The 24,102-nt window shown below is 66.3% G+C and carries 21 protein-coding genes; 10 read left to right on the forward strand and 11 right to left on the reverse strand.

Annotated elements, in window-relative coordinates; all coding sequences use genetic code 11:
* Positions 1-11 precede the first annotated feature (11 nt).
* The 3 genes from ugpA to ugpC are packed head-to-tail and all read left to right on the forward strand — an operon-like array spanning position 12 to position 2,814.
* Positions 12-893: a sn-glycerol-3-phosphate ABC transporter permease UgpA gene (gene ugpA / locus ACE3Q6_RS14465; protein WP_374433690.1), complete on the forward strand. Its 882-nt coding sequence runs from the start codon at positions 12-14 to the stop codon at positions 891-893.
* Positions 886-1,755, forward strand: coding sequence for a sn-glycerol-3-phosphate ABC transporter permease UgpE (gene ugpE, locus ACE3Q6_RS14470; RefSeq protein WP_374433692.1), 870 nt, complete (start codon positions 886-888; stop codon positions 1,753-1,755). The genes ugpA and ugpE overlap by 8 nt, the downstream gene beginning before the upstream one ends.
* Positions 1,756-2,814, forward strand: a complete 1,059-nt coding sequence (gene ugpC / locus ACE3Q6_RS14475) for a sn-glycerol-3-phosphate ABC transporter ATP-binding protein UgpC (protein ID WP_374433694.1) — start codon at positions 1,756-1,758, stop codon at positions 2,812-2,814.
* 25 nt (positions 2,815-2,839) lie between these two features.
* Here ugpC and ACE3Q6_RS14480 read toward each other — a convergent pair whose 3' ends face one another.
* From ACE3Q6_RS14480 to ACE3Q6_RS14530, 11 genes are all read right to left on the reverse strand, one after another.
* A complete protein-coding gene (locus ACE3Q6_RS14480; protein ID WP_374433697.1) occupies positions 2,840-4,606 on the reverse strand; it encodes a dipeptide ABC transporter ATP-binding protein in 1,767 nt (588 codons plus the stop codon).
* 14 nt (positions 4,607-4,620) lie between these two features.
* Complete coding sequence (locus ACE3Q6_RS14485) at positions 4,621-5,580, reverse strand: acetamidase/formamidase family protein (RefSeq protein ID WP_374433699.1); 960 nt, start codon at positions 5,578-5,580, stop codon at positions 4,621-4,623.
* Positions 5,580-7,193 (reverse strand): ABC transporter substrate-binding protein, encoded by a 1,614-nt coding sequence (locus ACE3Q6_RS14490; protein WP_374433701.1) that lies wholly within the window; start codon positions 7,191-7,193, stop codon positions 5,580-5,582. The genes ACE3Q6_RS14485 and ACE3Q6_RS14490 overlap by 1 nt, the downstream gene beginning before the upstream one ends.
* 32 nt (positions 7,194-7,225) lie before the next feature.
* A complete protein-coding gene (locus ACE3Q6_RS14495; RefSeq protein ID WP_374433703.1) occupies positions 7,226-8,146 on the reverse strand; it encodes an ABC transporter permease in 921 nt (306 codons plus the stop codon).
* Complete coding sequence (locus tag ACE3Q6_RS14500) at positions 8,147-9,028, reverse strand: ABC transporter permease (RefSeq protein ID WP_374433705.1); 882 nt, start codon at positions 9,026-9,028, stop codon at positions 8,147-8,149.
* On the reverse strand, positions 9,006-9,608 hold the full coding sequence (locus ACE3Q6_RS14505) for an ANTAR domain-containing response regulator (RefSeq protein ID WP_374433707.1): 603 nt from the start codon (positions 9,606-9,608) through the stop codon (positions 9,006-9,008). Before ACE3Q6_RS14505 ends, ACE3Q6_RS14500 begins: the two co-directional genes overlap by 23 nt.
* Positions 9,605-10,684 carry a transporter substrate-binding protein gene (locus ACE3Q6_RS14510; protein ID WP_374433708.1) on the reverse strand — a complete coding sequence of 360 codons (1,080 nt, stop codon included), beginning with the start codon at positions 10,682-10,684 and terminating at the stop codon, positions 9,605-9,607. The genes ACE3Q6_RS14505 and ACE3Q6_RS14510 overlap by 4 nt, the downstream gene beginning before the upstream one ends.
* A gap of 223 nt (positions 10,685-10,907) precedes the next feature.
* On the reverse strand, positions 10,908-12,128 hold the full coding sequence (locus tag ACE3Q6_RS14515) for a VWA-like domain-containing protein (RefSeq protein ID WP_374433710.1): 1,221 nt from the start codon (positions 12,126-12,128) through the stop codon (positions 10,908-10,910).
* The gene (locus ACE3Q6_RS14520; protein ID WP_374433712.1) at positions 12,125-13,228 is read right to left on the reverse strand and encodes an AAA family ATPase; all 1,104 of its coding nucleotides are present in this window, start codon (positions 13,226-13,228) and stop codon (positions 12,125-12,127) included. Before ACE3Q6_RS14520 ends, ACE3Q6_RS14515 begins: the two co-directional genes overlap by 4 nt.
* Complete coding sequence (locus ACE3Q6_RS14525) at positions 13,225-13,914, reverse strand: hypothetical protein (protein WP_374433716.1); 690 nt, start codon at positions 13,912-13,914, stop codon at positions 13,225-13,227. Before ACE3Q6_RS14525 ends, ACE3Q6_RS14520 begins: the two co-directional genes overlap by 4 nt.
* 172 nt (positions 13,915-14,086) lie before the next feature.
* Positions 14,087-14,836: a cyclic nucleotide-binding domain-containing protein gene (locus tag ACE3Q6_RS14530; protein ID WP_374433718.1), complete on the reverse strand. Its 750-nt coding sequence runs from the start codon at positions 14,834-14,836 to the stop codon at positions 14,087-14,089.
* Between the two features lie 520 nt (positions 14,837-15,356).
* Here ACE3Q6_RS14530 and ACE3Q6_RS14535 point away from each other — a divergent pair.
* From ACE3Q6_RS14535 to ACE3Q6_RS14565, 7 genes are read left to right on the forward strand one after another with little or no spacing between them, the layout of a single operon-like run.
* Entirely contained in the window at positions 15,357-17,540 is a 2,184-nt protein-coding gene (locus ACE3Q6_RS14535; RefSeq protein ID WP_374433720.1) for a 4Fe-4S binding protein, read from the forward strand.
* 11 nt (positions 17,541-17,551) lie between these two features.
* Positions 17,552-19,504: a TAT-dependent nitrous-oxide reductase gene (gene nosZ / locus ACE3Q6_RS14540; RefSeq protein WP_374433722.1), complete on the forward strand. Its 1,953-nt coding sequence runs from the start codon at positions 17,552-17,554 to the stop codon at positions 19,502-19,504.
* A complete protein-coding gene (locus ACE3Q6_RS14545; RefSeq protein WP_374433724.1) occupies positions 19,501-20,829 on the forward strand; it encodes a nitrous oxide reductase family maturation protein NosD in 1,329 nt (442 codons plus the stop codon). Before nosZ ends, ACE3Q6_RS14545 begins: the two co-directional genes overlap by 4 nt.
* Positions 20,795-21,691, forward strand: coding sequence for an ABC transporter ATP-binding protein (locus tag ACE3Q6_RS14550; RefSeq protein ID WP_374433727.1), 897 nt, complete (start codon positions 20,795-20,797; stop codon positions 21,689-21,691). The genes ACE3Q6_RS14545 and ACE3Q6_RS14550 overlap by 35 nt, the downstream gene beginning before the upstream one ends.
* On the forward strand, positions 21,688-22,509 hold the full coding sequence (locus ACE3Q6_RS14555; protein WP_374433729.1) for an ABC transporter permease: 822 nt from the start codon (positions 21,688-21,690) through the stop codon (positions 22,507-22,509). The genes ACE3Q6_RS14550 and ACE3Q6_RS14555 overlap by 4 nt, the downstream gene beginning before the upstream one ends.
* Positions 22,506-23,060, forward strand: coding sequence for a nitrous oxide reductase accessory protein NosL (locus tag ACE3Q6_RS14560; RefSeq protein ID WP_374433731.1), 555 nt, complete (start codon positions 22,506-22,508; stop codon positions 23,058-23,060). The genes ACE3Q6_RS14555 and ACE3Q6_RS14560 overlap by 4 nt, the downstream gene beginning before the upstream one ends.
* Before the next feature lie 2 nt (positions 23,061-23,062).
* A complete protein-coding gene (locus ACE3Q6_RS14565; RefSeq protein ID WP_374433734.1) occupies positions 23,063-23,989 on the forward strand; it encodes an FAD:protein FMN transferase in 927 nt (308 codons plus the stop codon).
* Positions 23,990-24,102: the final 113 nt, after the last annotated feature.

Genomic DNA, 24,102 nt, shown 5'->3' on the forward strand with positions numbered 1-24,102 from the left:
GAGGATGCCGCATGCGCCGGACGGTCTTTCCGCACAAGCTGTTGCCGTGGCTCTTGCTTGCCCCGCAACTGGCGATCACGCTGATCTTCTTCTACTGGCCCGCGGCGCAGGCCTTCCGGCAGTCGGTGCTGAAAGAGGACCCGTTCGGCCTGTCGAGCACCTTCGTCGGGCTGGCCAACTTTCGGAAGGTGCTTGCCGACCCGGCCTATCTGAACGCGTTGCAGGTGACGGTGGTCTTCTCGCTTCTGGTGGCCTTCGGAGCGCTGGCCATCGCGCTCTTCCTCGCCGTGCAGGCCGAGAAGATCGTGCGCGGCAAGGGCTTCTACCGAACCCTGATGATCTGGCCCTATGCCGTGGCGCCCGCCATTGCCGGGATGCTGTGGCTTTTCATGTTCAACCCCTCGTTCGGCACGCTGGCATGGCCCCTGCGCCAGATCGGGATCGACTGGAACCCGCTTCTGGATGGCGACGATGCGATGGTTCTGGTGGTGGCGGCGGCGACCTGGAAGCAGATCAGCTACAACTTCCTGTTCTTCGTGGCCGGGCTGCAGGCGATCCCAAGGTCGCTTCTTGAAGCCGCGGCCATCGACGGGGCCAGCAGGCGGCACGCCTTCTGGACCATCGTCTTCCCCCTCCTCGCGCCGACGACCTTCTTCCTTCTGGTGGTGAACACGGTCTACGCGCTGTTCGATACGTTCGGCATCATCCACGCCGTCACCGGCGGCGGTCCCGGCCGTGCGACCGAGACTCTGGTCTACAAGGTCTACAACGACGGCTTCGTGAACCTGATCATCGGCGATTCAGCCGCGCAGTCGGTGATCCTGATGGTCATTGTCATCGCCCTGACTGCCTTCCAGTTCCGCTTCATCGAACGGCGGGTGCACTATGCATGACAGCACGACCAGCCCCCTAGCCGCACGCGGCGCGTCCCGGACGTTGGCGCACCTGTGGATGATCCTGGGCGTCATCATCGTCGCCTTCCCGATCTACTACGTCTTCATTGCCTCGACCCATTCGGTGCAGACGATCCTTCGCCCTCCCCTGCCTCTCCTTCCCGGCCCCGAGGCGGCCGAAAACTATGGCGACGCCTTCTCGGGCGGGATCGGGCGGATCGGGGGCGTCAGCCTCTGGCGGCTTCTGGGCAACACGACGCTGATCGCGCTCGGGATCGCGTTGGGGAAGATCGCGATCTCGATGGCCTCGGCTTATGCCATCGTCTTCTTCCGCTTCCCCTTCCGCATGGCCTGTTTCTGGCTGATCTTCATCACCCTGATGCTGCCGGTCGAGGTGCGTATCCAGCCCACCTACAAGGTCATGGTCGACCTGGGCCTGATCGACACCTACGCCGGCCTCATCCTGCCGCTGATCGCCTCGGCCACGGCGACGCTTCTCTTCCGGCAGTTCTTCATGACCATCCCGGACGAGCTGCTCGAGGCCGCCCGGGTCGATGGCGCAGGGCCTTGGCGGTTCTTCAAGGACATCCTCTGGCCCCTCTCACTGACAAACGTCGCGGCAATCTTCGTGATCCAGTTCATCTACGGCTGGACGCAATACCTGTGGCCCCTCCTGGTCACGAACTCCAACGAAATGAACACCATCGTCATCGCACTGAAGAAGATGATCTCCTTCGCCGATGCCGATACCCCCTGGAACCTGGTGATGGTCACCTCGGTCCTCGCGATCCTGCCGCCGATCCTGGTGGTCGTGCTGATGCAGCGCTGGTTCGTGAAGGGCCTGGTCGAAACGGAGAAGTGAATGGCGCGCATCCAGCTGCAAGACGTGCGGAAAAGCTATGCCGGGCAAGAGGTGATCCACGGCGTGACCATCGACATCGCGAACGGCGAGTTCGTGGTGATCGTCGGCCCCTCGGGCTGCGGCAAGTCCACTCTTCTGCGCATGGTCGCGGGGCTGGAGGAGATCACTTCCGGCACGATCAGCATCGGCGACCGGGTGGTGAACACCCTTGAACCGCGGGACCGCAACATCGCGATGGTGTTCCAGAACTACGCGCTCTACCCCCACATGACGGTACGCGACAACATGGCCTACGGGCTGAAAATCGCCGGGATGTCCAAGGCGGACATTGACGCTGCCGTCGCCCGCGCTGCGGCGATGCTGGAGCTTGAACCCTATCTCGACCGCAAACCCCGAGCGCTGTCGGGCGGCCAACGGCAACGGGTGGCGATGGGCCGGGCGCTGGTGCGCGAACCGGCGGCCTTCCTCTTGGACGAGCCGCTATCCAATCTGGACGCCAAACTGCGCGTGCAGATGCGTCTGCAGATCAAGGACCTGCACCTGCGCACCGGCCAGACTACCCTCTACGTGACGCATGACCAGGTCGAGGCGATGACCCTTGCCGATCGGCTGATCGTCATGAACCAGGGGATAGCCCAGCAGATCGCCACCCCGTTCGAGGTCTACACCACGCCGGCGAACGAATTCGTTGCGGGCTTCATCGGCTCGCCGGCGATGAACATTTTCGACGTCCGAAGCGAAAACGGCACGCTGGTCCTTCCGGGCGGACACCGGGTAACGGTCGATCATCCTGCCATCGATGGCGAGGTGCGCCTTGGCCTCAGGCCCGAGGACATCCAGACGGCGCCGGAAGGACCAGACGCCTTTCCGGTGGAAGTGCAATCTGTCGAATGGCTGGGGGCCGATGCCTATGGCTATTGCGTGATCGACAATTCCGAAACGCGCCTGACGGTGCGGATGCCAGGAAATGCCGTCGCAAAGCGGGGGGACCGGCTGCAGATCAGCCTCGCGGCGTCGCGGCTGCATTTCTTCTCCAGAACGGACGGGCGCCGCCTGTAAGTCCGATCAAACGCCCGCGAGGGTCTCACCCGGGCGTGTCCGTCCCGACAAGGTGACCCTCGCCGATATCCCGCAGAAGGACACGCCTCGGCTCCTGCCCCACGGGATGCAGGGGACTCGGGATCTCGGCTGCGGCTTGCGGACTGGCGGCGCGCTTCCGACTGGGATCGGGGACCGGAACCGCGTTGATCAGGCGACGCGTGTAGGGATGCTGAGGGTTGCCGAAAATCTGTGCGCGGCTGCCAAGCTCGACGATCTGGCCCAGGTACATCACCGCGACACGGTCGGAAATGTTGTCGACCACCGCCATGTCGTGGCTGATGAACAGGTAGGACATCCCGAATTCGGACTGCAGGGCCCGCAGAAGCTCCAGCACCCGGGCCTGGACCGACACGTCAAGTGCGCTGACGCTTTCGTCGGCAATGATGAGGTCCGGCTGCAGGGCCAGGGCGCGGGCGATGCAGATGCGCTGGCGCTGGCCGCCCGAGAATTCGTGCGGATAGCGATCAAGATGCGATGCCTCCAGCCCCACGCGCGCCATGAGGTCTGCGGCCTTTGCCCGCTGGCTGGACGCATCGCCGATGCCATGGATCACCAGGGGCTCGGCGATGAGGTCGCCCACTTTCATTCGGGGGTTCAGGGCGGCCATCGGGTCCTGGAAGACCATCTGGACCTTGCGGCGCATCGCCTTCATTGCGGCCGGGTCCAGCCCCTCCATCGCCTGCCCGGCGATCTCGATCCGCCCCTGGTGCGGGGCGAGACCGACGAGCGCCTTGGCGATGGTCGACTTGCCGCAGCCGGATTCTCCAACAAGGGCGAAGGTCTCGCCCCTGCGGATGTCGAAGCTCACATGTTCGACCGCGTGGACGTTGTGGGTGATCCCTCCAAGCAGACCGCCGCGCAGCGGGTAGCGGACGACCACGTCCGTCAGCCGCGCGATGGTCTCGCCGGCAACCTGTGGACGCGGCGCCCCCTGCCCCATGCGCGGCACCGCCGCCAGAAGGGCACGGGTATAGTCGGCCTGTGGCCGGTCGAAGATGTCGGCAGTCGGCGCCGTCTCCACCTGGCGTCCCTGGCGCATGACGATCACGCGGTCGGCCATTTCCGCCACGACGCCCATGTCATGGGTGATCAGGATGATGGCGGTTCCCATCTGCCGCTGCAGGTCGCGCAGCAGGTCGAGCACTTCGCGCTGGACCGTCACATCAAGCGCGGTGGTCGGTTCGTCGGCGATCAGCACCTCGGGCTTCAGGGCAAGCGCCATGGCGATCATCACGCGCTGGCGCATTCCTCCGGACAATTCATGTGGATACTGGCCCATCCGGCGGTCCGGTTCGGACAGGCGTACGGCGCGCAGGGCTTCGACCGCGCGCTTGCGGGCCTCGGCCCGGGTGACCGGGTCATGGGCGCGGATGGCCTCGGCCAGCTGAGTGCCAACGGTCATCACGGGGTTGAGGCTGGTCATCGGCTCCTGGAAGATCATCGCGATCCGGTCGCCGCGAATGCCGCGTAAGGCGGCTTCGGGCAAGGCGGTCAGATCTTGTCCGCCAAAGCGGATGTGGCCGCCGGTCACGCGGACCGCGGGCTGGGGAAGAAGGCCCATGATCGCCAGCGAGGTGATCGACTTTCCGGACCCGCTTTCCCCGGCGATGGCCAATGTCTCGCCCTTCTTCAGATCAAAGGAAAGGTCCTGCACCAGCGGCTTCAGACCCTGTTCGGTCCGGGCACTGACGCACAGTCCTTCGACCCGGAGCACGGGTTCCGGGGCGGCGACCGCCCCGGAGATTGGCATGGCTTCCGCAAGGGTCATTCGAAAACGACCCGGGGGAAGTAGAAGCTCACGACCCAGTTCGGCATGTCGACGATTTCCGAAATACGAAGGTCGCCGCAGACCGAACACAGCATGTAGGCGTCCACGGCCGAGATGCCCTGCTGGCGCGTGAGAAGGTCGATCATCCCCGAGACGGCATCCTTGGCCGCCGTCATCAGGTCCGGCCCGATCCCCGTCGTCGCCTCATACCCCTTGGCGTCCAGATGCCGCGTCACCGGCCCCGGCGTGGTAAAGCGCGGGGTCTTGAGCGGCTGGTCCTTCACAAGATCCAGCGTCAGGACCACGTTCATCGGCGACTCGATGGCCGTCCCGCACACCTCGCCATCGCCCTGCGCGGCATGGGTGTCCCCGACGCTGAAGAGCGCCCCTTCCACTTCGACCGGCAGGTACAGGGTGACCCCCGAGGTCAGGTCGCGGATGTCGAGGTTGCCGCCGACGCGCCGGGGCGGCACGACGGAGTGCAACCCGGCCTCGGCCGGAGCGCAGCCGATCGTCCCGCTGAAGGGCTTCAGCGGCACACGTGCGGACTTGCCCCACATCGCGGGTTCCATGCCGGCCGGGTCATAGGACCACAGGCACAGCGCCGGGTCCTTGAACTGGTCGGCGAGCAACCCGAAGCCCGGGATGTTGGCGGTCCAGCCGAAACCTTTCCCGTCGAACACCTTGGGCTGGAACCCCTCCAGCGTCACCTTCAGCACGTCGCCCGGCTTCGCCCCCTCGACATAGATCGGCCCCGAGACCGGGTTGATCTTGCCGAAGTCGAGGTCGATCACGCTTTGCAGGGTCGACGACGGGCCAAGCTGGCCCGCCGAGGAATCGTGGCAGTGGAACTCGATGGTCGAGCCCGGGGCGACGCGCAGCGCGGGCGGCAGGGAATTGTCCCAGCCGAAATGGTGCTGCGCGCCGTGGATCGTGTAGTCGCAGGCCTTGCACATTACTCTTTGACCCAGACGTAGTCGTAGTTGACGGGGATCGAGACCGGATCGACGTAAAGCGCGTCCTCGCCGCCCATGCGTTCGGACTTCATCGTGTAACGTTCCTCGTTGAAGACCGGGACCCAGGGGGCCTGCTCCATGATCCCCATGTAGACGTCGGACCAGGCCTTCAGTCGCTCGTCGGCCTTGGCCGGGTCGAACATGCTGTCGGCCGCGACGGCCTTGGCGTTTAGGGACTCGTCACAGAACTTGGACCAGTTCCAGCCACCCGGCGCAGCCCCGGCGCAGCCCAGGATCGGGCCGTAGAAGTTGGACGGATCGGGGAAGTCTGCGATCCAGCCCATGCCGCCCGACCAGATCATCGGAGCGGTTCCTGCCCCCCCGGCCTCGATCACGTTGGCCTGGGCGAGGTTCTGGATGTTCGCGGTGATCCCGATGGCCGCAAGGTCCTGCTGGATCGCCTGCGCGATGCGCGGATTCGGGTCGGTGTTCATCACGTAAAGCTCGGTTTCGAACCCGTCTGCAAGGCCCGCTTCGGCCAAAAGCGCCTTTGCCCCTTCCGGGTCGTAGGCGTAACCTGCGTAGCCTTCGGTATAGCCTGGCATCGAAGGCGGCAGCGGCTGTGTCGCCGGCACCGCGCGGCCGTTGATGATCTGGGTGATCCGCTCCTTGTTGATCGCCATGTTGACGGCCTTGCGCACCTCGACCTTGTCGAAAGGCGGGGTGGTGACGTTCAGGGTGATATATCCGGTGTGCAACTGACCGCCCTGCACCACGCGCGCGGCCTGGGCCGGGTCGGCCATCACTTCGGTGAACTTTGCGGGCGGGATACCGTCGCCGGGGACATCGACCTCACCGTTCTGCAGGCGAAGCAGCGCCACCACCGGCTCCTGGCCGACCTCGAACACCACGCTGTCGAGGTAGGGCACGCCCTCGCGCCAGTAATCCGCGTTCTTCTCGAACACCAGGCGCTGGCCCAGGGTCCATTCCGCCAGCTTGAAGGCCCCGGTCCCCACCGGCTTCTTGCCGAAGTCGGCCCCGGCCTCATCCACCGCTTCCTTCGGCACGACCGACGCGAAGTTCAGCGCCATGACATGCAGGAAGGTCGCGTCGGGGCGCGAGAGCGTGATCTTCACGGTCAGCGGGTCGACCACTTCGACGCCCGACAGGCCACCCGGCCCTGCATTCTCAAACCCCGCGATGGCACCAAAGAAACCTGCGCCCGGAGACTGCGTCTCGGGGTTCGTCACGCGGTCCAGCGAGTATTTCACGTCCTCGGCCGTCATCTCGCGGCCATTGTGGAACTTGACCCCGGGGCGCAGCTTGAACGTGTAGGTCAGGCCGTCCTCCGAGATCTCGTAGCTTTCCGCCAGACCCGGACGCAGCTCGGTCGTGCCGGGGACATAGTCCATCAGCCCGTCGAACAGCGACTTGATCATCGACCAGTTCTGCCAGTCGTAGCCGATGGCCGGGTCAAGGGTCGCCACGTCGTCCTTGTAGGTGATCGTGATCGACCCGCCCGGTTTTGCGTTCGGGTCGGGCGTGTAGTCCTGCGCGACGGCTGGAAGCGCCAGTGCAAGCATCACGGCGGTCGAGGCGAGCAGTTTCTTCATTGTCTCTCTCCTGTTGGGTTGGCGAAGTCCGATTATCGAAGGCGAATGCGGGGATCGATGAAGGGCGCAACGAGGTCGGCCAGCAGGTTCCCCAGCACGATGGCGCAGGCGGACACCAGGGTGACGCCCATGATGATGGGGATGTCGACGCGCTGGATCGCCTGCCAGGCAAGCTGGCCGATCCCGGGCCAGCCAAAGACGCTTTCCACCACGACGATCCCGCCCATGAAGATGCCGATGTCGATCCCGATCATCGCGATGACCGGAAGGATCGCGTTCGGCAGCGCGTGGCGCAGGACGATCCGGCCCCGGGCCAGCCCCTTGGCGCGGGCCGTGCGGATATAGTCGGCGCGCAGGACGTCGATCATCGAGGACCGCATCATGCGGGAATACCAGCCTGAACCGAGTATCCCCAACGTGACCGCAGGAAGCACCAGGTGCGCGAAGGTGCCGTAGCCGCCGATGGGGAACCAGCCCAGCTTCACCGCGAAGACGTAGAGCAAGAGCAGGCTGACCACGAACTGCGGCGCGGATACGGTAACGAAGGACGTGACCATCAGGGTCTGGTCCAGGGTCCGCCCCCTCCAGAGCGCGGCGAGAATGCCCATCGTCAGTCCCAGCACCAGTTCGCAGAAGATGGCGCCGGCCATCAGAAGCAACGTGGCCGGCAGGCGGGACCAGATCAGCTCAGACACCTCGGTCTTCTGCAGATAGCTGCGCCCCATGTCGCCCTGGAAGAGCGCGCCCATGTAGCGGGCGTATTGCACGATGAAGGGCTGATCGAGGCCTAGCTGCTGGCGGATGTTCTCGACGGTTTCCGCCGTGGCGGCCCGGCCGGCAATCTGGCGGACCGGGTCGGCGGGCAGGACATAGAGCAGGAAGAAGGTCACGAAGCTGACGCCGACCAGGATCAACGCGGCTTGGACAAGGCGGCGGAGCAGATAGGCGGCCATCTAGTCGCGCCCCCTTTGCGTCGGGTCAAGCACATCGCGCAGCGCGTCTCCTACCAGGTTGAAGGCAAGCGCCAGAAGGATGATCGCGGCACCGGGGATGAAGACCAGCCAGGGCGCGGTCTGGAAGTAGGTCTGGTTCTCGAAGATGATGTTTCCCCAGCTGGCGGTGGGCGGCTGCACCCCGATCCCCAGGAAGGACAGCGTCGCTTCCAGAAGGACCGTCGTCGAAATCCCCAGGGTGCCCCAGACGATGATCGTCGGCAGAAGATGCGGCAGGATATGGCGGAAAAGGATGCGCGAGGTGCTTGCCCCCAGTGTCCGCTCGGCCGCAACGAAGTCGCGCGTGGCCAGCGACGAGGTTTCGGTATAGATCACCCGCGCGGTCTGCACCCAGTTCACCAGCGCGATGACCATGGCGACGATCCAGAGCGACGGCTCGAAGATCGCAGCCAGGCAGATGGCGAGGAGGAGCGCCGGGAAAGCCATCATCAAGTCGGTGAAGCGCATCAGGACGCCGCCGATCCAACCGCGGAAGAACCCCGCCGTGATGCCGACCAGCGTGCCGATCACCAGCGCCAAGCCGTTCGCGACGACGCCGATGATCAGCGAGGTCTGCGCGCCGTACAGGATGCGACTGAAGAGGTCGCGTCCCAGAAGGTCGGTTCCCATCAGGAACTTCCCGTCCGGCGGCATCGGCGCGCCTTCCAGCGTCAGGCCGTCGAACATCTGGTCATTGGGGTCGAACGGGGCGATCCACGGCGCGAAGACGGCGCCAGCCACCACGATCAGGATGATCGCCAGACCGAACAGCGCCAGCTTGCGGCGCAGAAGGCGGGCCAGCGCGCCCTGGGGCGGGGCGTCAGAGGCGCTCAGATCGGTCATCCGTCCCTCCCTGAGCAGCGACGATCCGGGCCGCCGCGTCCTCGAAACTGATCCGCCAGGCCATCGCCATCTGGCGGAGCTGGGCATAGGCCTCGGCGTCCGTCTTCCCCCGCGCGGCGAGCAGCGTCACGGCGCGGACCACGGTCTGGCGGTCCTCCAGCCGCCGCCGGAGGTCCGCGATTTCCGCCGACAGCGCCTTTTGCGCGTCGAAGGCATCCCGCGCGATCAGAAGCGCCGAATAGGCCCCGTTGTCGCCCACCGGCTTCAGAAGCTGGGCGTGAGACCCCGCCTTCAGCGACCATTCGATCCGGCCCGGCGCCTCGGACCCGATCAGCGCGATCATGGGGATCGGCGGCTGGCCGGGCTCCCACGGGAACATGCCGTCGTGGCCCATGTCGGCGTCGAAGAAGATGTAGTCGGCTGCCAAGGCCTCGGGTCCGAGTTCCGGCCAGGCCTGCTTCACCTGCAACCCGATGGCCGTCAGCTGCCGGGTCAGCGCCTGCACCGTGGGATGAGGGCGGTGCAGGATCACGGCCTGCGCCCCGCCAAGGTTCGGGATGCGGATCGGGCGGCGCTTCATGACACCACCCGCAGGACCGGAGCGGGCGCGGACCGGCTGCGCGTCAAGTAGGGGTCGCCCGCCACCGCCTCCCACCGCTTCAACGGCTTGAAGGCCCCGCCCTCGACGCGGGCGATGATCACCGGCAACTCGGTGTGATGCGTGTCGGCGTCGACGATCCCGCCACGCCCGGCCAGAAGCTGCGACAGGGGCCAGTTCTCTGCACCCGCGCGGCCCGCCAGCAGACCGGCGAGTTCCATCACCGCCGCAAAAGCCGCCGCCTCGTGCGAGGAGCCGAAGTTGCCCGCCTCCGGCCAGCCCGGCACGCCGCGGAAATAGGGACCCGCGGCCACCAGCCCCTCGGCCGCCGGGCCAAGCGCTGGCAGTTCGCATTCGGTCAGGTTGCAGGACAGGACCGGGCAGTTTTCAGGCCGGAACGCCGCATCCTCCTGCCCCAGCGCGCGGTAGGCGGCCATGAATTCATAGGACGACGGTCCGATCAGCGAGTTCAGGATGAAATCGGGCCGGGCAAAGCGCAGTTCCTCGATCATTCGGCCCACGTCACGCGACCCGATGGGCAGGTAACGCTCACCCGTGACCTCCCCCCCTGCCGCCACGATGCGCTCTCGCGCCAGGCGGTTCATCTCCCAGCCCCAGATGTAGTTCGAGCCCGTCAGATATGCCCGCCGTCCATGCGCGGGCATCACCCAGTCCAGAAGCGGAAGGAGGTGCTGGTTCGGACAGGCATGGGTGTAGACGACATGGTCCGAGGCCTCGAAGCCCTCGTAAGGCACCGCGTACCACAGCGTTCCGCCATACTTCTCGACCGTCGGGATCACTTCCTTCCGGCTCCACGAGGTGATGCAGCCCACCACATGCCGCGCCCCGCTGTCGCGCAAGATCTCCTCGCACAAAGGCGCATAGGAGTCGATGTTGCCGCCGGGGTCGCGTTCGACGGGCGCGAAGCTCAAATCAAGCTGCGGGTCGCCGTTGACCCGGGCGATGGCGGCAAGCGCCCCGGACCGGCAGGCTTCGGAAATCAGCGAATAGCTGCCCGAGCGCGACAAGAGGATCCCCAGCTTGATCTGCCGTTTCAAAACGTTCCCCAAACGTAAGAAAGGCCTTGTCGCAGACGGATGATCGTCTGCGCGCAAGGCCCGAGTGCCACGTCACCGTTCTGCGATTTCACTGTCGACGATATGCGCGAGGTGCTGGCGGTCAAGTCCTCATGTGGATTTTCTTCCGCCGATCCGGATGACCGACGCCCGATCGGCCAATATTCGTGCAATCGGCATCGTCACTCTGGCTTCACCCACCGGATCATTCGTTCCCGATTACCAGCAACTTGCCGAAGGGCGGCCTCTCGACCGGCCGGGGAACGGCCCAGATGACGGGAAAGCCGGGCGCGGCGGGAACGGGAGCGTCAAGGTCCGTGAGGACGACCAGAACAGACGGCTGCAGCCGCCCGCCTTGTGCGAAGAGATCGGTGAAGTCCGTGCCTCCACCGGTCCGGACCTGATCGCGCATCTGATCGCGCCAGGTGGCGGGATCGAATTGCCGGGAGGCGTGGACCGCCTCGTCGAATGCAAGAAGATGCACCTCCGCCCCGGAACGACGGGCAATGCCCCCGGCCTCCGACCAGAACAGGCGCAGGCTCTGCGGATCGATCGAAGACGATGTGTCAAGCCCGACCACGATCCGTGCACGATGACCGGATCGCCGGTAGCCCGGCTCGAAGACGGGCACGGCGCCGCCGGTCCTTTCCGCCTCGGCCAGACGCGCCAGGAACGGCCGGGCCGGACGGGACCAGCTTGCCCTGGGGCGCTCGGCCGTCGCCCGCGCCAGAAGGCCCCGCAGCCGGACTTCCCAGGGCACCTGGTCCGGCGCGAGGTCGGCAAGGATCGCGCCAAGCCGCCCGATCCCGGACCCTGCCTTCCGGCCTGCCGCAATGGCGCGCAGGACCTGGTTGCGCCAATCGGCTGCCGATTGGGTCGAACCCGTCTCGTCGGGCGGGCCGGTCTTCAGATCGTCATTGAAGCCGCGCCTCCGGGCCCAGTCTTGCAGACGCTTTGCGCGCGCCGGATCGCTGTGGAGAGCCATGGCCAGCCGGTCGGCATCCCAGCGCTCCAGCGCGGCGACGGCACTGGGCGCGGGGATCCCTGCTTCGGCCAGAAGCTCGGTCAGAAAGATAGCGGGCCGCGGAATGGCATGGCCAGCCAAGACAAGCGTTTCGTTGATGATCCCGTCCGCCGCCAACGTGAAGAGCGCCGGATCGAATGCGTCGCCCAGTCGCTCCGCCAGGCCGGCGGACCGCGCCGAATGCCGCAGCGCCACGTGCAGCACGTGGTGTGCCACCAGACCGACCTGTTCCGGCAGCGCCAGAAGGTCGAACCCCGGTCCATAGCTGATGACCTCGCCCTGCGTGCCCGTAGGCCCCGTTCCATCGCGGTGCCGACACCAGAGCGCAAGGACGGCGAGCGCCGCGTCGATCTCTCCCAGATGGGCGATGGCCTGCGCGGCGCGGGCCGAATGGACGGTCACGGCAGCCCCAGGGCGCGGCGGTCAGCAGCGTAGTCGGCGTAGGCGTCGGACGTGGCAAAAATGTCCTGCCAGCCCTGCGCCAGCGCGCGTCCGATCAGAAGCTCGAATCCGAAACTGGCCAGCTCGCCGGTAGGCAGCCCCCCGCTGGACAGCGCGCGCTGGCTGCGCAAGTCCGCAAGGATCTCGATGGCGGCGGGCAGAGTGTCACGGCTGGCGATCCCCGCCAGACCGAAGACCAGCGCCGTCAGCCCATGCAGCGTGGCAGGGTAAAGGCCCGCGCGGTCCGCCCGGGGCGTGGCCAGCATCTCGTCGATCCGCACCGTAGCGGCAATCTCGTCGGCCAGAAGCGCGAACTCGGCTGCGGCGGCCATGCCAACGGTTCCGGCGATCATCACCTGCCGGATCGCCCGGTCGGGGATGCTGTCCATGATGCGGCTGACCCGCGTCCAGCTGCGCGGAGTGCAGGCGATCATCTGGCCGCGACGAAGGCTGTCCTCGGTCGTCTCCAGAAGGTCGGGGCGCGTGCGGATGAAGCTGGCGACCGCGGGATGGATCCCGGCCGGAATCGCGTAGTTGGCCAGCCAGTCCTGGGCGTTCGCCTGCACGATCATGTGGATCAGCCGGTCGCTCAGCGCGGTGCCCATGTCATAGGCGATGGCGCCGTCCTCGACCTGGTTTCCGGCGGCCACGATCATCACGCTGGACGGCAACCGGTGCCGACCGACCCGGCGCTCTTGCAGAAGGCCATAGACCGTGGGCTGCAGCGACGGTGCCGCCGCCGTCAGTTCGTCGAGAAACAGGATCGCCGGCGCATCGGTGTCGGGAAGGTCCTCGGGGCGGTACCACACCGTCTTCGCCGCAGCGTGGTCATAGTACGGCAACCCGCGGAGGTCCTGCGGCTCGATGGTGGTCAGGCGCAGGTCGTAAAGCTGGGCGCCGATCCGCTCGGCAAGGGTCTGCACCACTTCGGTCTTTCCGACGCCCGGGCGGCCGTGCAGCATCCAGGACGCCGTCAGCCCGCCAGCCTGCTGCGCCGCCCAGCCTGCCTCAAGCACCCGCAGCGCCTCTCCGGCCGAAACGGTGGTTGCATTCACACTCATTCCGCCGGCACCCCCCTCTCAAGCAGCGCGGCCAGCCGGGCATGGGCCGACACGGCGCGGGCCTCCTGGGTGACCTCGCGGACATAGCGCTTGTCGCGATGGTTGGCGGCCAGCAGATCCCGCTCGGTGAACGTCTCGTCGAAAAGGCCAGTGCTCAGCAGCGCGCGATCCTCGGCATCCAGCGGCAGGACGCGCGGCTCGGGCGTATCGCTTTGCACCGAGACCAGCGTCAGCGGCGGGATGCGAGCCAGGTCAGACTGCTCGACCACAAGACGCAGCGCGCCTTCGCGCAGGTCATGGCGGGCCGCGATCCGTCGCAGGCAGGCGCGGGCCCGAAAGGCCAGGGTGTCCAGTCGGCGGGCGGCTTCATCCGGTCCGACCGCGGCCGCCCGCGCCTTCGGCGACAGACGCAGGACCTTGAGTTCGACCAGCACGACCAGGATCACCATCAGGGCCGGCGCCTGCATCACGGGCACGGCGAGGTCGCGCACCATCAGCGGCGGAAGCGCGAAGGGTAACAGTGTGACCGTAAAGCGGATCAGTTGCATTTCGACCAGAAGCCTTCCCCAGACCCGGAAACTTGCGGTCACGGGAATGATCAGCACCCGGCCGAGGAATTTTTTCGGCAGGCTGCGGGTCTCCAGCACGCCCGGGTTCCACAACGTCGCCTTGGTCAGGATCAGCATCGCATCTCTTCGCTTGTTCGCGTGACCTAGGACGACGCGGAACATTTGCAAACGCCGCTGCGGGAGAAGCGATGGCCGACACCGAACACCTGACGCCCAGCCTGCTGCGCCAGTGATCGACTCCACCCGCATCGGGACGATCTTCTGGAACCCGAGCAGCCAGCCGCGGTGTTCAGCCCGGCGGCAAGGCTGGTCCCGGCAGGCTGACGCCGTCGCTCGTCCGTTCCGGGTCCGGGCCGTCGATCAGGATATCGGGGCGGCAGACCTCGCTCAAAAGCGCCCGATTGGTGATCGTCACCTCGTGGCCGCGAAAGGAAACGCCGTTCTCCTCTAGGCTCTTCAGGGCCCGCGACAGATTCTCCCGCGTCATGCCCAGGTAGGAGGCCACCAGCCGCTTCTCGATCTGCAGGACGAAGCGGTCCGCCCCCCCGGCCAACCGGGACTGCTTCAGAAGGTAGCCCGCCAGCCTTTCGCGTGAGGTGCGCAGTTTCAGGTTCTTGGCGTGCCGGGCCATGGTGCGGAAGGCACCGGCCAACTCTCCGACGATCGAGACGGCGAATTCGGGATCGCGACGGAAGACGGCCCGCAGGTCGGTCGCCGGAACCAGCAGCAACCGCGAGGGCTCCAGCGTGCGCGCCGACATCAGGTAGGGCAGGTCCCGCACACAGGCCGCGAGGATGAAGGTGCCCACCGGCTGGACGACAGCCATCGTCGTGCTCCTGCCCTGCCAGTCCGCGTAAAGCTCGACGCTGCCTTCGACGACTACATGCAGGAACTCTGCCCGTTCGCCCTGGCGGATCAGCTCGTACCCGGCCGGGAACCGTTCGGCCACCGCACTATGCATCAGCGCGTCGAAACTGGCGTTGAGCATGGTGGTGAAAAGCGGAAGGTTTCGCGTTTCTGTCAGGTCGTCAGGGCGCATCTGGGTACCGGCTACTTGTCCAAGCAATTCCTGCCGCCCTTCCGCACGAGTCAAGTGTCTTTCGATGCCGCCCTGCGACGTGCTGTCGCAGCCCCAGGGTTTCGCCGGGGAACATGGGAAGGTTCGCATTGGTTGAGCACGGCCCAAGGGGCGCCATTTGATCTTTATCAAAGATTGTATGGCGTCGATTTGTCAGTAAGGTCCCATGCAACGTCCGTTTCCCCTTTCTGACGCCCGCTTTCCGTGCTGCCGGACCGCCGACCGTTCCCGCGGGCGAAGGCCGCTGAACGCCACTGGCTGGCCTGACGCATCCGACTTTGTGGGCGTGCCTTGCGCTGTGGGACGTCAATTCAGTCTCGTGCCCCATGCAAGACCGGGGCTTTTGGATATCGTGCCCTCCCGCCTTGCCGGTTGCTTGGCGGCGGGTCCCGCCAAAAGACGCACGGTCCTTCCCAAGATTGATAAAGCGCAATCCGGCCTTCCCGTCGGGTTGACGAAAGCCCCTGTGGACTGCTGATCGATGCCTTTCCTGCGCGTTCTCCTGGCTCTCATCACCGTCCTGGCCGGTCCAGCACTGGCCGAGCCGGTCCTGCCTGACTTCCTCGGGAAGGTGGCCGCGTCGGAGCTTGTGGCCGGGGCCGACGGCTTTGGCCCCATGCAGGCCGATGCGGCGGTAGCCCCCGTCCTGAAGGGCGGCGAGACGGTGGGCTGGGCCTTCATCACCAGCGACTTCGTGTCGACCACCGGGTATTCCGGCAAGCCGATCCACACGATGGTCGCGGTCGACCAGGACGCCAGGATCATCGGCGTCAAGCTCGTCAAGCACTCCGAACCCATCGTCCTGATCGGCATTCCGCAGGCCAAGGTCGATGCGCTCGCGCAGAGCTACATCGGCGTCGACCTGGTCGCAGAAGCGCAATCCGGCGGCGAGTCGCATGACCTGGAAATCATCTCGGGTGCCACGGTCACGGTGATGGTGATCGACGATTCCATCGTCCGGGCCGGGCTGAAGGTCGCGCGGACGCTGGGCCTGGGCGGCCTTGCCCCCGATGCCGCGGCAACCGGCCCGGCCTTCGAGCTGAACCCCGACGCCACCGCCGCGGCGGACTGGACGACGCTGGAAGGGGACGGCACGCTGCGCCGCCTGTCGCTGGACGTGGGCCAGGTCAACGCGGCCTTCGCCGGGCTCGGCGACCCGCGGGCGGCCGAGCGCGCCCTGACCGAGCCGCCCGAGACTCCCTTCATCGAGATGGAGGCCGCGCTTGTCTCGCATCCCGCCATCGCCAAGGCGCTTCTGGGGGAAGGCGAGGCCGCCAATCTGGCGGACTGGCTGAAACCCGGCGAGCACGCGATCCTCGTCGTCGGTCGGGGCCTCTACAGCTTCAAGGGTTCGGGCTATGTGCGCGGCGGCATCTTCGACCGGATCGTGCTGATCCAGGACGATGTCTCGGTCCGGTTCCGCGACAAGATGCACAAGCGGCTGGTCGCCGTCGCGGCCGAGGGCGCGCCCGAGTTCACCGAGACGGACCTGTTCAAGATCCCCGCCGACGTGGGCTTCGACCCGACCAAGCCTTTCCGGTTGCAGCTTCTGGTCCAGCGCGAGGTCGGGCCGATCGAGAAGCTCTTCACCACTTTCGACCTGGGCTACCAGCTGCCCGAGAAATACCTGCGGCCGGTTCCCGTCCCCGCCGCCGCAACCACCGACACCGCCCCTGCCGAGGCCGTCGCCACGCAAGAGGAAGGTGCCGCCCACCAAGCGCTGTGGAAGCGGATCTGGGCCGAAAAGCAGCTGGAGATCGCAATTACCGCCGCCATGCTGGCCGTGCTGACGCTGGTCTTCTTCTTCCAGCACTTCGCGGTGCGGAACGAGCGGCGGTTCTACTGGTTCCGCATGGGCTTCCTGACCGTGACGCTGGTCTTCCTGGGCTGGTACGCCAATGCGCAGCTGTCCGTCGTGAACTTGATGGCCCTTTTCGGCGCGCTGACCTCGGGTTTTTCCTGGCAGGCGTTCCTTCTTGATCCCCTGACCTTCATCCTGTGGTTCAGCGTCGCCGCCGCGCTGATCTTCTGGGGCCGTGGGGCCTATTGCGGCTGGCTCTGCCCCTTCGGCGCGCTGCAGGAACTCACGAACCAGATCGCCCGCAAACTGGGCATCCCGCAATGGACGCTGCCCTGGGGCCTGCACGAGCGGCTCTGGCCGATCAAGTACATGATCTTCCTGGGACTGTTCGGCGCAAGCCTCGTCAGCATCGAACAGGCCGAGCAACTGGCCGAGGTCGAGCCCTTCAAGACCGCCATCATCCTGAAGTTCGTCCGCGCCTGGCCCTTCGTCGCCTATGCCGTGGCACTGCTGGTCGCGGGCCTCTTCGTCGAGCGGTTCTACTGCCGCTACCTCTGCCCGCTGGGCGCGGGTCTGGCGATCCCGGCGCGCATCCGGATGTTCGACTGGCTGAAGCGCTACCGGGAATGCGGCAACCCCTGCCAGACCTGCGCACATGAATGCCCGGTCCAGTCGATCCATCCGACGGGCGAGATCAACCCGAACGAATGCATCAACTGCCTGCACTGCCAGGTGCTCTACCAGTCCACCACGAAATGCCCGGTGGTCATCAAGAAACTGAAGCGGCGCGAAACGGCCGCCGCCAGCCCGGCCCGGGACCTGTCGGGCCATCCGAACCACAAGCAACCCCAACCAGCTGAATGAAAGGGACAGTCATGTCTGAACACGCGAACTCGGGGATTTCACGCCGCGGCCTTCTGGGGGCCACGGCCGGCGGCGCGGCCTTGGCCGGGGCCTTCGGCGGCCGCCTTGCACTCGGCACCAGCGCGGGCGTGGGCGCCCTGGCACTCGGAACCTCGGCCGCCGTCGCGCAGGCCGCCAGTGAAGGCTTCAACGTGGCACCTGGCCAGCTGGACACGCATTACGGCTTCTGGTCCTCGGGCCAGACGGGCGAGATGCGGATCCTCGGCATCCCGTCGATGCGGGAACTCATGCGTGTCCCCGTCTTTAACCGCTGCTCGGCCACCGGCTGGGGCGAGACCAATGAATCGGTCCGCATCCACCAGCGCACGATGACCGAGAAGACGAAGAAGCTCCTCGCCGCGAACGGCAAGAAGGTCCACGACAACGGCGACCTTCACCACGTCCACATGTCATTCACCGACGGCAAGTACGACGGCAAGTACCTGTTCATGAACGACAAGGCCAACACCCGCGTCGCCCGGGTCCGGGCGGACGTGATGAAGTGCGACGCGATTCTGGAAATCCCGAACGCCAAGGCGATCCACGGGATGCGGCCGCAGAAGGCGCCCTTCACCAAGTACATCTTCTGCAACGGAGAGGATGAGGCCCCGCTGGTCAACGACGGCACCACGATGCAGGACGTGTCGACCTATGTGAACATCTTCACCGCGGTCGATGCGGAATCGATGCTGCCCGCCTGGCAGGTCATGGTTTCGGGCAACCTCGACAACTGCGACGCGGATTACGAGGGCAAATGGGCCTTCTCGACCTCCTACAACAGCGAAATGGGGATGACCCTGGCCGACATGACCGCGGCCGAGATGGACCACGTCGTCATCTTCAACATCGCCGCCATCGAGGCCGCCATTGCTGCGGGCGAAGGACAGGAGCTGAACGGGGTGCGCATCCTGGACGGCCGCAAGGACGCCAACAGCGCTTTCACCCGCTACGTCCCCATCGCCAACAACCCGCACGGCTGCAACATGGCGCCGGACAAGAAGCACCTCTGCATCGGCGGCAAGCTCTCGCCCACGGTGACCGTGCTGGACGTGACGAAGTTCGACACCCTCTTCGAGGGCGCGGAGCCGCGCAGTGTCGTCGTGGCGGAACCCGAGCTTGGCCTTGGCCCGCTGCACACGGCCTTCGACGGGCGGGGCTTCGCCTATACCTCGCTGTTCCTGGACAGCCAGGTGGTGAAGTGGTCCATCGAGGACGCGATCCGCGCCTATGCCGGCGAGGCTGTGGACCCGATCAAGGACAAGGTCGACGTCCAATACCAGCCCGGCCACCTGAAGACCGTGATGGGAGAGACGTCCGAGGCGGAGTCGAACTGGCTCGTCTGCCTGTGCAAGTTTTCGAAAGACCGCTTCCTGAACGTCGGGCCGTTGAAGCCGGAAAACGACCAGCTGATCGACATCTCGGGCGACAAGATGGTCGTGGTCCACGACGGCCCGAACTTCGCCGAACCGCATGACGCCATCGCGGTCGCGGCGTCGAAGCTGAACCCGCTTTCGGTATGGGACCGGCAGGACCCGATGTGGGCCGAGACGCGGAAACAGGCCGAGGCGGACGGCGTGAACCTCGACGACTGGCAGGACATGGTGATCCGCGACAAGGACGACCCGAAGAAGGTCCGCGTCTACATGTCCAGCCAGGCGCCGAACTTCGCGCTGGAAAGCTTCACGGTGAAGGAAGGCGACGAGGTCACGGTGATCGTCACCAACCTCGACGACATCGACGACCTGACCCACGGCTTCACCATGGGCAACCACGGCGTCGCGATGGAGATCGGGCCGCAGATGACCTCTTCGGTCACCTTCACCGCCGCCAATGCCGGGGTCTACTGGTACTACTGCCAGTGGTTCTGCCACGCGCTGCACATGGAGATGCGCGGCCGGATGTTCGTGGAACCCGCAGGCGCATGACCATGCTGCGTGTCCTTGCCCTTCTCTTGCTGTCGACGCCCCTCTGGGCGGCCGAGGTGCCTGTCGCACCGGGCAGGGGCACGCTTGCCACCGCCATCGCCGGGGCCAATCCCGGCGATGTGCTGATCCTGAAAGGCGGGGCCTATCTTGGCCCCGTCACCATCGACCGGACCCTGACGCTGCAGGGCGACGGGACGGCCACCATCGACGGCGAATATCAAGGCACCGTCGTCACCATCACGGCAGACGACGTGGTGCTGACGGGGCTGGAGGTCACGCGGTCGGGCAAGGTGAACAAGGACCTCGACGCCGGGATCAAGATCGTCAAGGGCGCCGACCGCGCGCGGATCATCGGCAACCGGCTGACCGACAACATGCATGGGATCGACGTGCATGGGGGCCTCGACACGCTGGTCAAGAACAACGTGATCGAGGGCCGCCAGAACCCCCGCATGAACGAACGCGGCAACGGGATCTACGTCTGGAACAGCCCCGGCACGGTGGTCGAGGGGAACGACGTCCGTTGGGGGCGAGACGGGATTTTCTCCAACGCGTCCAAGAAGGGGACCTACCGCAACAACCTGTTCCGCGACCTGCGCTTTGCGGTCCACTACATGTACACCCACGATTCCGAGGTGTCGGGAAACGTCTCGATCGGCAATCACCTGGGCTTTGCCATCATGTTCAGCGACCGCGTGGTCGTGAAGGACAACCTTTCGCTCGGCGACCGCGAACACGGGGTGATGCTGAATTTCGCCAACTCGGCCGACGTGGCCGGCAATCTTGTCAGAGGCGGCACGAAGAAATGCCTTTTCATATACAACGCCCACAAGAACCTGATCTTCCGCAACCGGTTCGAGGGCTGCGGTATCGGCATTCACTTCACCGCGGGGTCAGAACGCAACCTGTTGACCGAGAACGCTTTCCTGGGGAACCAGGAGCAGGTCAAATACGTCGGCACCCGCTTCATGGAATGGAGCCATGAGGGCCGCGGCAACTACTGGTCCGACCATCCCGCTTTCGACCTGAACGGCGACGGCATCGCCGACGGGGTCTACCGCCCGAACGACCTGATGGACCATATCCTCTGGTCGCAACCCGCCGCGAGCCTCCTGACCGGTTCCCCCGCCGTGCAGCTGGTTCGCTGGTCGCAGTCCTCGTTCCCGGCGATCCTGCCGGGGGGCGTGACCGACAGCCACCCATTGATGCAACCCATTTCCATCCCCGTCGCCCCAGACGCCGCGGCCTTCGAGGCCGAGGTCGCCGGGCGTTGGACACAAGGCCAATACGATGACATCGACCCTGACGATCTCGGATCTCACTAAACGCTTCGGCGAGGTGGCGGCGCTGACCGGCGTCAGCCTGACCGTCGCCCCCGGCGAGCGCGTGGCGCTTCTGGGCCACAACGGCGCGGGGAAATCCACGCTGATGAAGATCATCCTGGGCCTGATCCCCGCCACCAGCGGCCGGGTCACCATCTGCGACGCCGCCCCTGGATCGGCGGCCGCGCGCCGCGCTGTGGCCTACCTGCCCGAGAACGCGGCATTCCACCCTGCCCTGACCGGGCTGGAGCAGCTCCAGCACTACCTTGCCCTGCGGGGCGAGGACCGGTCGCAGGCGATGCAGCTCCTGGAGAAGGTCGGCCTTGCCCAGGCTGCGCGCCGCCGGATCGGCACCTATTCGAAGGGCATGCGCCAGCGCGTCGGTCTGGCCCAGGCCCTCATCGGCCATCCGCGCCTTCTGGTTCTGGACGAGCCCACCTCTGGCCTCGACCCCATTTCGCGCCGCGAGTTCTATGCGCTGCTCGACGACCTCGCCGCGCAGGGGGCCTCGATCCTTCTGTCCTCGCACGCGCTGACCGAGGTGGAGGCCCGGACGGACCGGATCGTCATCCTGTCCAAGGGCCGGATGGTCGCCGAAGGCTCGCTGCCCGATCTGCGCCGGCGCGCCGACCTGCCGGTGACCCTGCATGTCACGGCCCGCAACGGCTATGCGCGGGACCTTGTGCGCCTGCTGCCCGGTGCGATCCTTGTCGACGGGGCGCTGCACCTGACCTGCGCGCAATCCACCAAGCTCGAGACCTTGGGGCGGATCGCGGGCTTCGGCGACAAGGTGACGGACCTTGAGGTCCTGCCGCCCAGCCTGGAAGACCTCTATTCGCACTTCAGTCAGGGGGCCGCGCAGTGATCCGCATCCTCTCCACCGCCCGTACCGAGTTCCGCATCGCGCTGCGCAACCGCTGGGTCGCTATCGCGCTAGTATTGATGGCGGTGTTCTCCCTGGTCCTGTCGCTGGCCGGGTCCGCCCCGACGGGGGGCCTGGGCGTCGACCGGTTGTCGGTGACCGTCGCCTCGCTGACCTCGCTTTCGGTCTACCTGATCCCGCTTCTCGCGCTGCTGATGAGCTTCGACGCCATCGCCGGCGAGACCGAGCGCGGGACCCTGCCCCTGCTTCTGGCCTACCCCATCGCGCGGTGGGAGATCCTTGTCGGAAAGCTGGTCGCCCATCTTGCGATCCTGACCCTTGCCGTGCTGCTGGGTCATGGCCTTGCTGCCGGGGTGGCGCTTTGGAACGATGCGACGGCGCTGACAGGCCTGCCTGCGCTGATCCGCCTGTCCTGGTCGTCCATCCTGCTTGGCGCGACGTTTCTCGGCGCAGGTTATGCGCTTTCCGCGCTCTCGCGCCGGCCGTCGGGGGCAGCGGGGCTGGCCATCGGGCTCTGGCTGGGCCTTGTCGTCCTTTATGACCTGGCGCTACTGTCAGCCATCGTCGCGGACAACGGCGGCTGGTTCACGACCGAGGCGTTTCCGATCGCCCTTCTCGCCAACCCGGCCGACGCCTTCCGGCTTTACAACCTGACCGCCAGCGGAGCCACCGCCGCCGCGGCCGGGGTTGGAAGTGCCGCCGACGCGATCCCGCTCTGGCAATCCCTCACCTCGGTCCTTCTCTGGCCGCTCGCCGCCCTGGCGCTGGCTGCCGTCGCCTTCCGAAAGGTCACCCCATGAAACGCATCCTGCTCTTTGCGCTGTTGCTTGCCGCCTGCCAGGAAGAGGTCGTCCAGAACACCGACCCCCTTCCCATGACGCCCGAGACGCTGGGGCATTTCTGCCAGATGAACGTGCTGGAGCATGAGGGTCCCAAGGGCCAGGTCCATCTGGACGGCCTGCCGGGCGCACCCCTCTTCTTCAGCCAGGTCAGCGACCTTGTGACCTACCTGCGCCTGCCCGAGCAAACCAACCAGGTCCTGGCGATCTACGTCAGCGACATGGGGGCCGAGGGCGCAACCTGGGACGAGCCGGGAGCAAGCAACTGGACCGATGCCCGGGCTGCAACCTATGTCGTCGGATCTGATGCCACGGGCGGCATGGGGGCGCCGGAACTCGTCCCCTTCGCCGACCCGGTTAGGGCCAAGGCCTTCGCAACGCTGCACGGCGGCACGCTGATGCCGCTGGACGCCATCCCGGACAGCGCCATCACCCCGGTCGCGACAGGCGCGTCGGGCGAAGACGATTACTCCGAGCGGCTGAAATCGCTCGCAGGCGGGACGGAGGGCTGAAGATGCTGACCCGCCGCCGATTCATTGCCATTTCCGCAGCACTTGCGCCGTCGCTGACGCTGGCAGCCCCCCGGATCCACGTCGCGACCGGAACCGCCCTCGGGGCCCGGGTGACCTTGCGCCTGGATCATCCCGACGCGGCCCGGCTTGCGGCGATGGCGATGGCGGAAATCAACCGGCTAGAGCGAGTGTTCTCGCTCTACCTGCCGGACTCGGCCCTCGCCACGCTGAACCGGGACGGCCGACTGCAGGCCCCGCCTTTCGAGCTTCTGGAATGCCTCGCCCTGGCCGGCACGGTCCATCGCGCCAGCGGAGGCGGGTTCGACCCGACCGTGCAGCCCCTCTGGCGGGCCGAGGCCAGGGCGCGCGAGTCGGGCCAGCCCTTGACCGAAGCAGAGCGCACCATCGCGCGCGGGCTTATCGGCTGGTCCGGGGTGGCGCTCTCGACAGACGAGATCACGCTGCGTCCCGGAATGTCGCTGACGCTGAACGGCATCGCCCAGGGCTACATCGCGGACCAGGTCGCGCATCTGCTGGCCCGGAACGGCCTGACCAGGGCGTTGATCGACACGGGTGAAATGGTCGCGTTGCCCGACCGTTCCTGGCCGGTTTCCACGGCCGCAGGCGGCAACCTGGACCTGCGCGGCAGGGCGCTTGCCACGTCGGCCCCCCTCGGCATGACATTTGGCGGCGATGGTCGCTCCAGCCACATCCTTGACCCCCGCACCGGCCACCCGGCGCCGCCGCTCTGGCGTTCGGTGTCCATCTCTGCACCAAGCGCCGCCTTGGCAGATGCACTGTCGACCGCCGCCTGCCTGTCACCGGATCGGACCAGAATGGAAGAGATGTGCGCCAGTTTCCCGGGTGCTGCGATCGAAGCGGCCGAATTCGCGCAGATTCCGCCAACGCGAGGCGTCCCACCTGCGTGATCAGTCCCGCACGCAAAAACGTAGTGCGGGACCTTTAGCTCTAAGCTTACAGGGATTTAGGTGGTGCCCAGAGCCGGTTGTGTTGCTCTGGTTCACGTCCCGTTACAGGCACC

It is taken from the genome of Tabrizicola sp., from assembly GCF_041913445.1.
Classification (GTDB): Bacteria; Pseudomonadota; Alphaproteobacteria; order Rhodobacterales; family Rhodobacteraceae; genus Tabrizicola.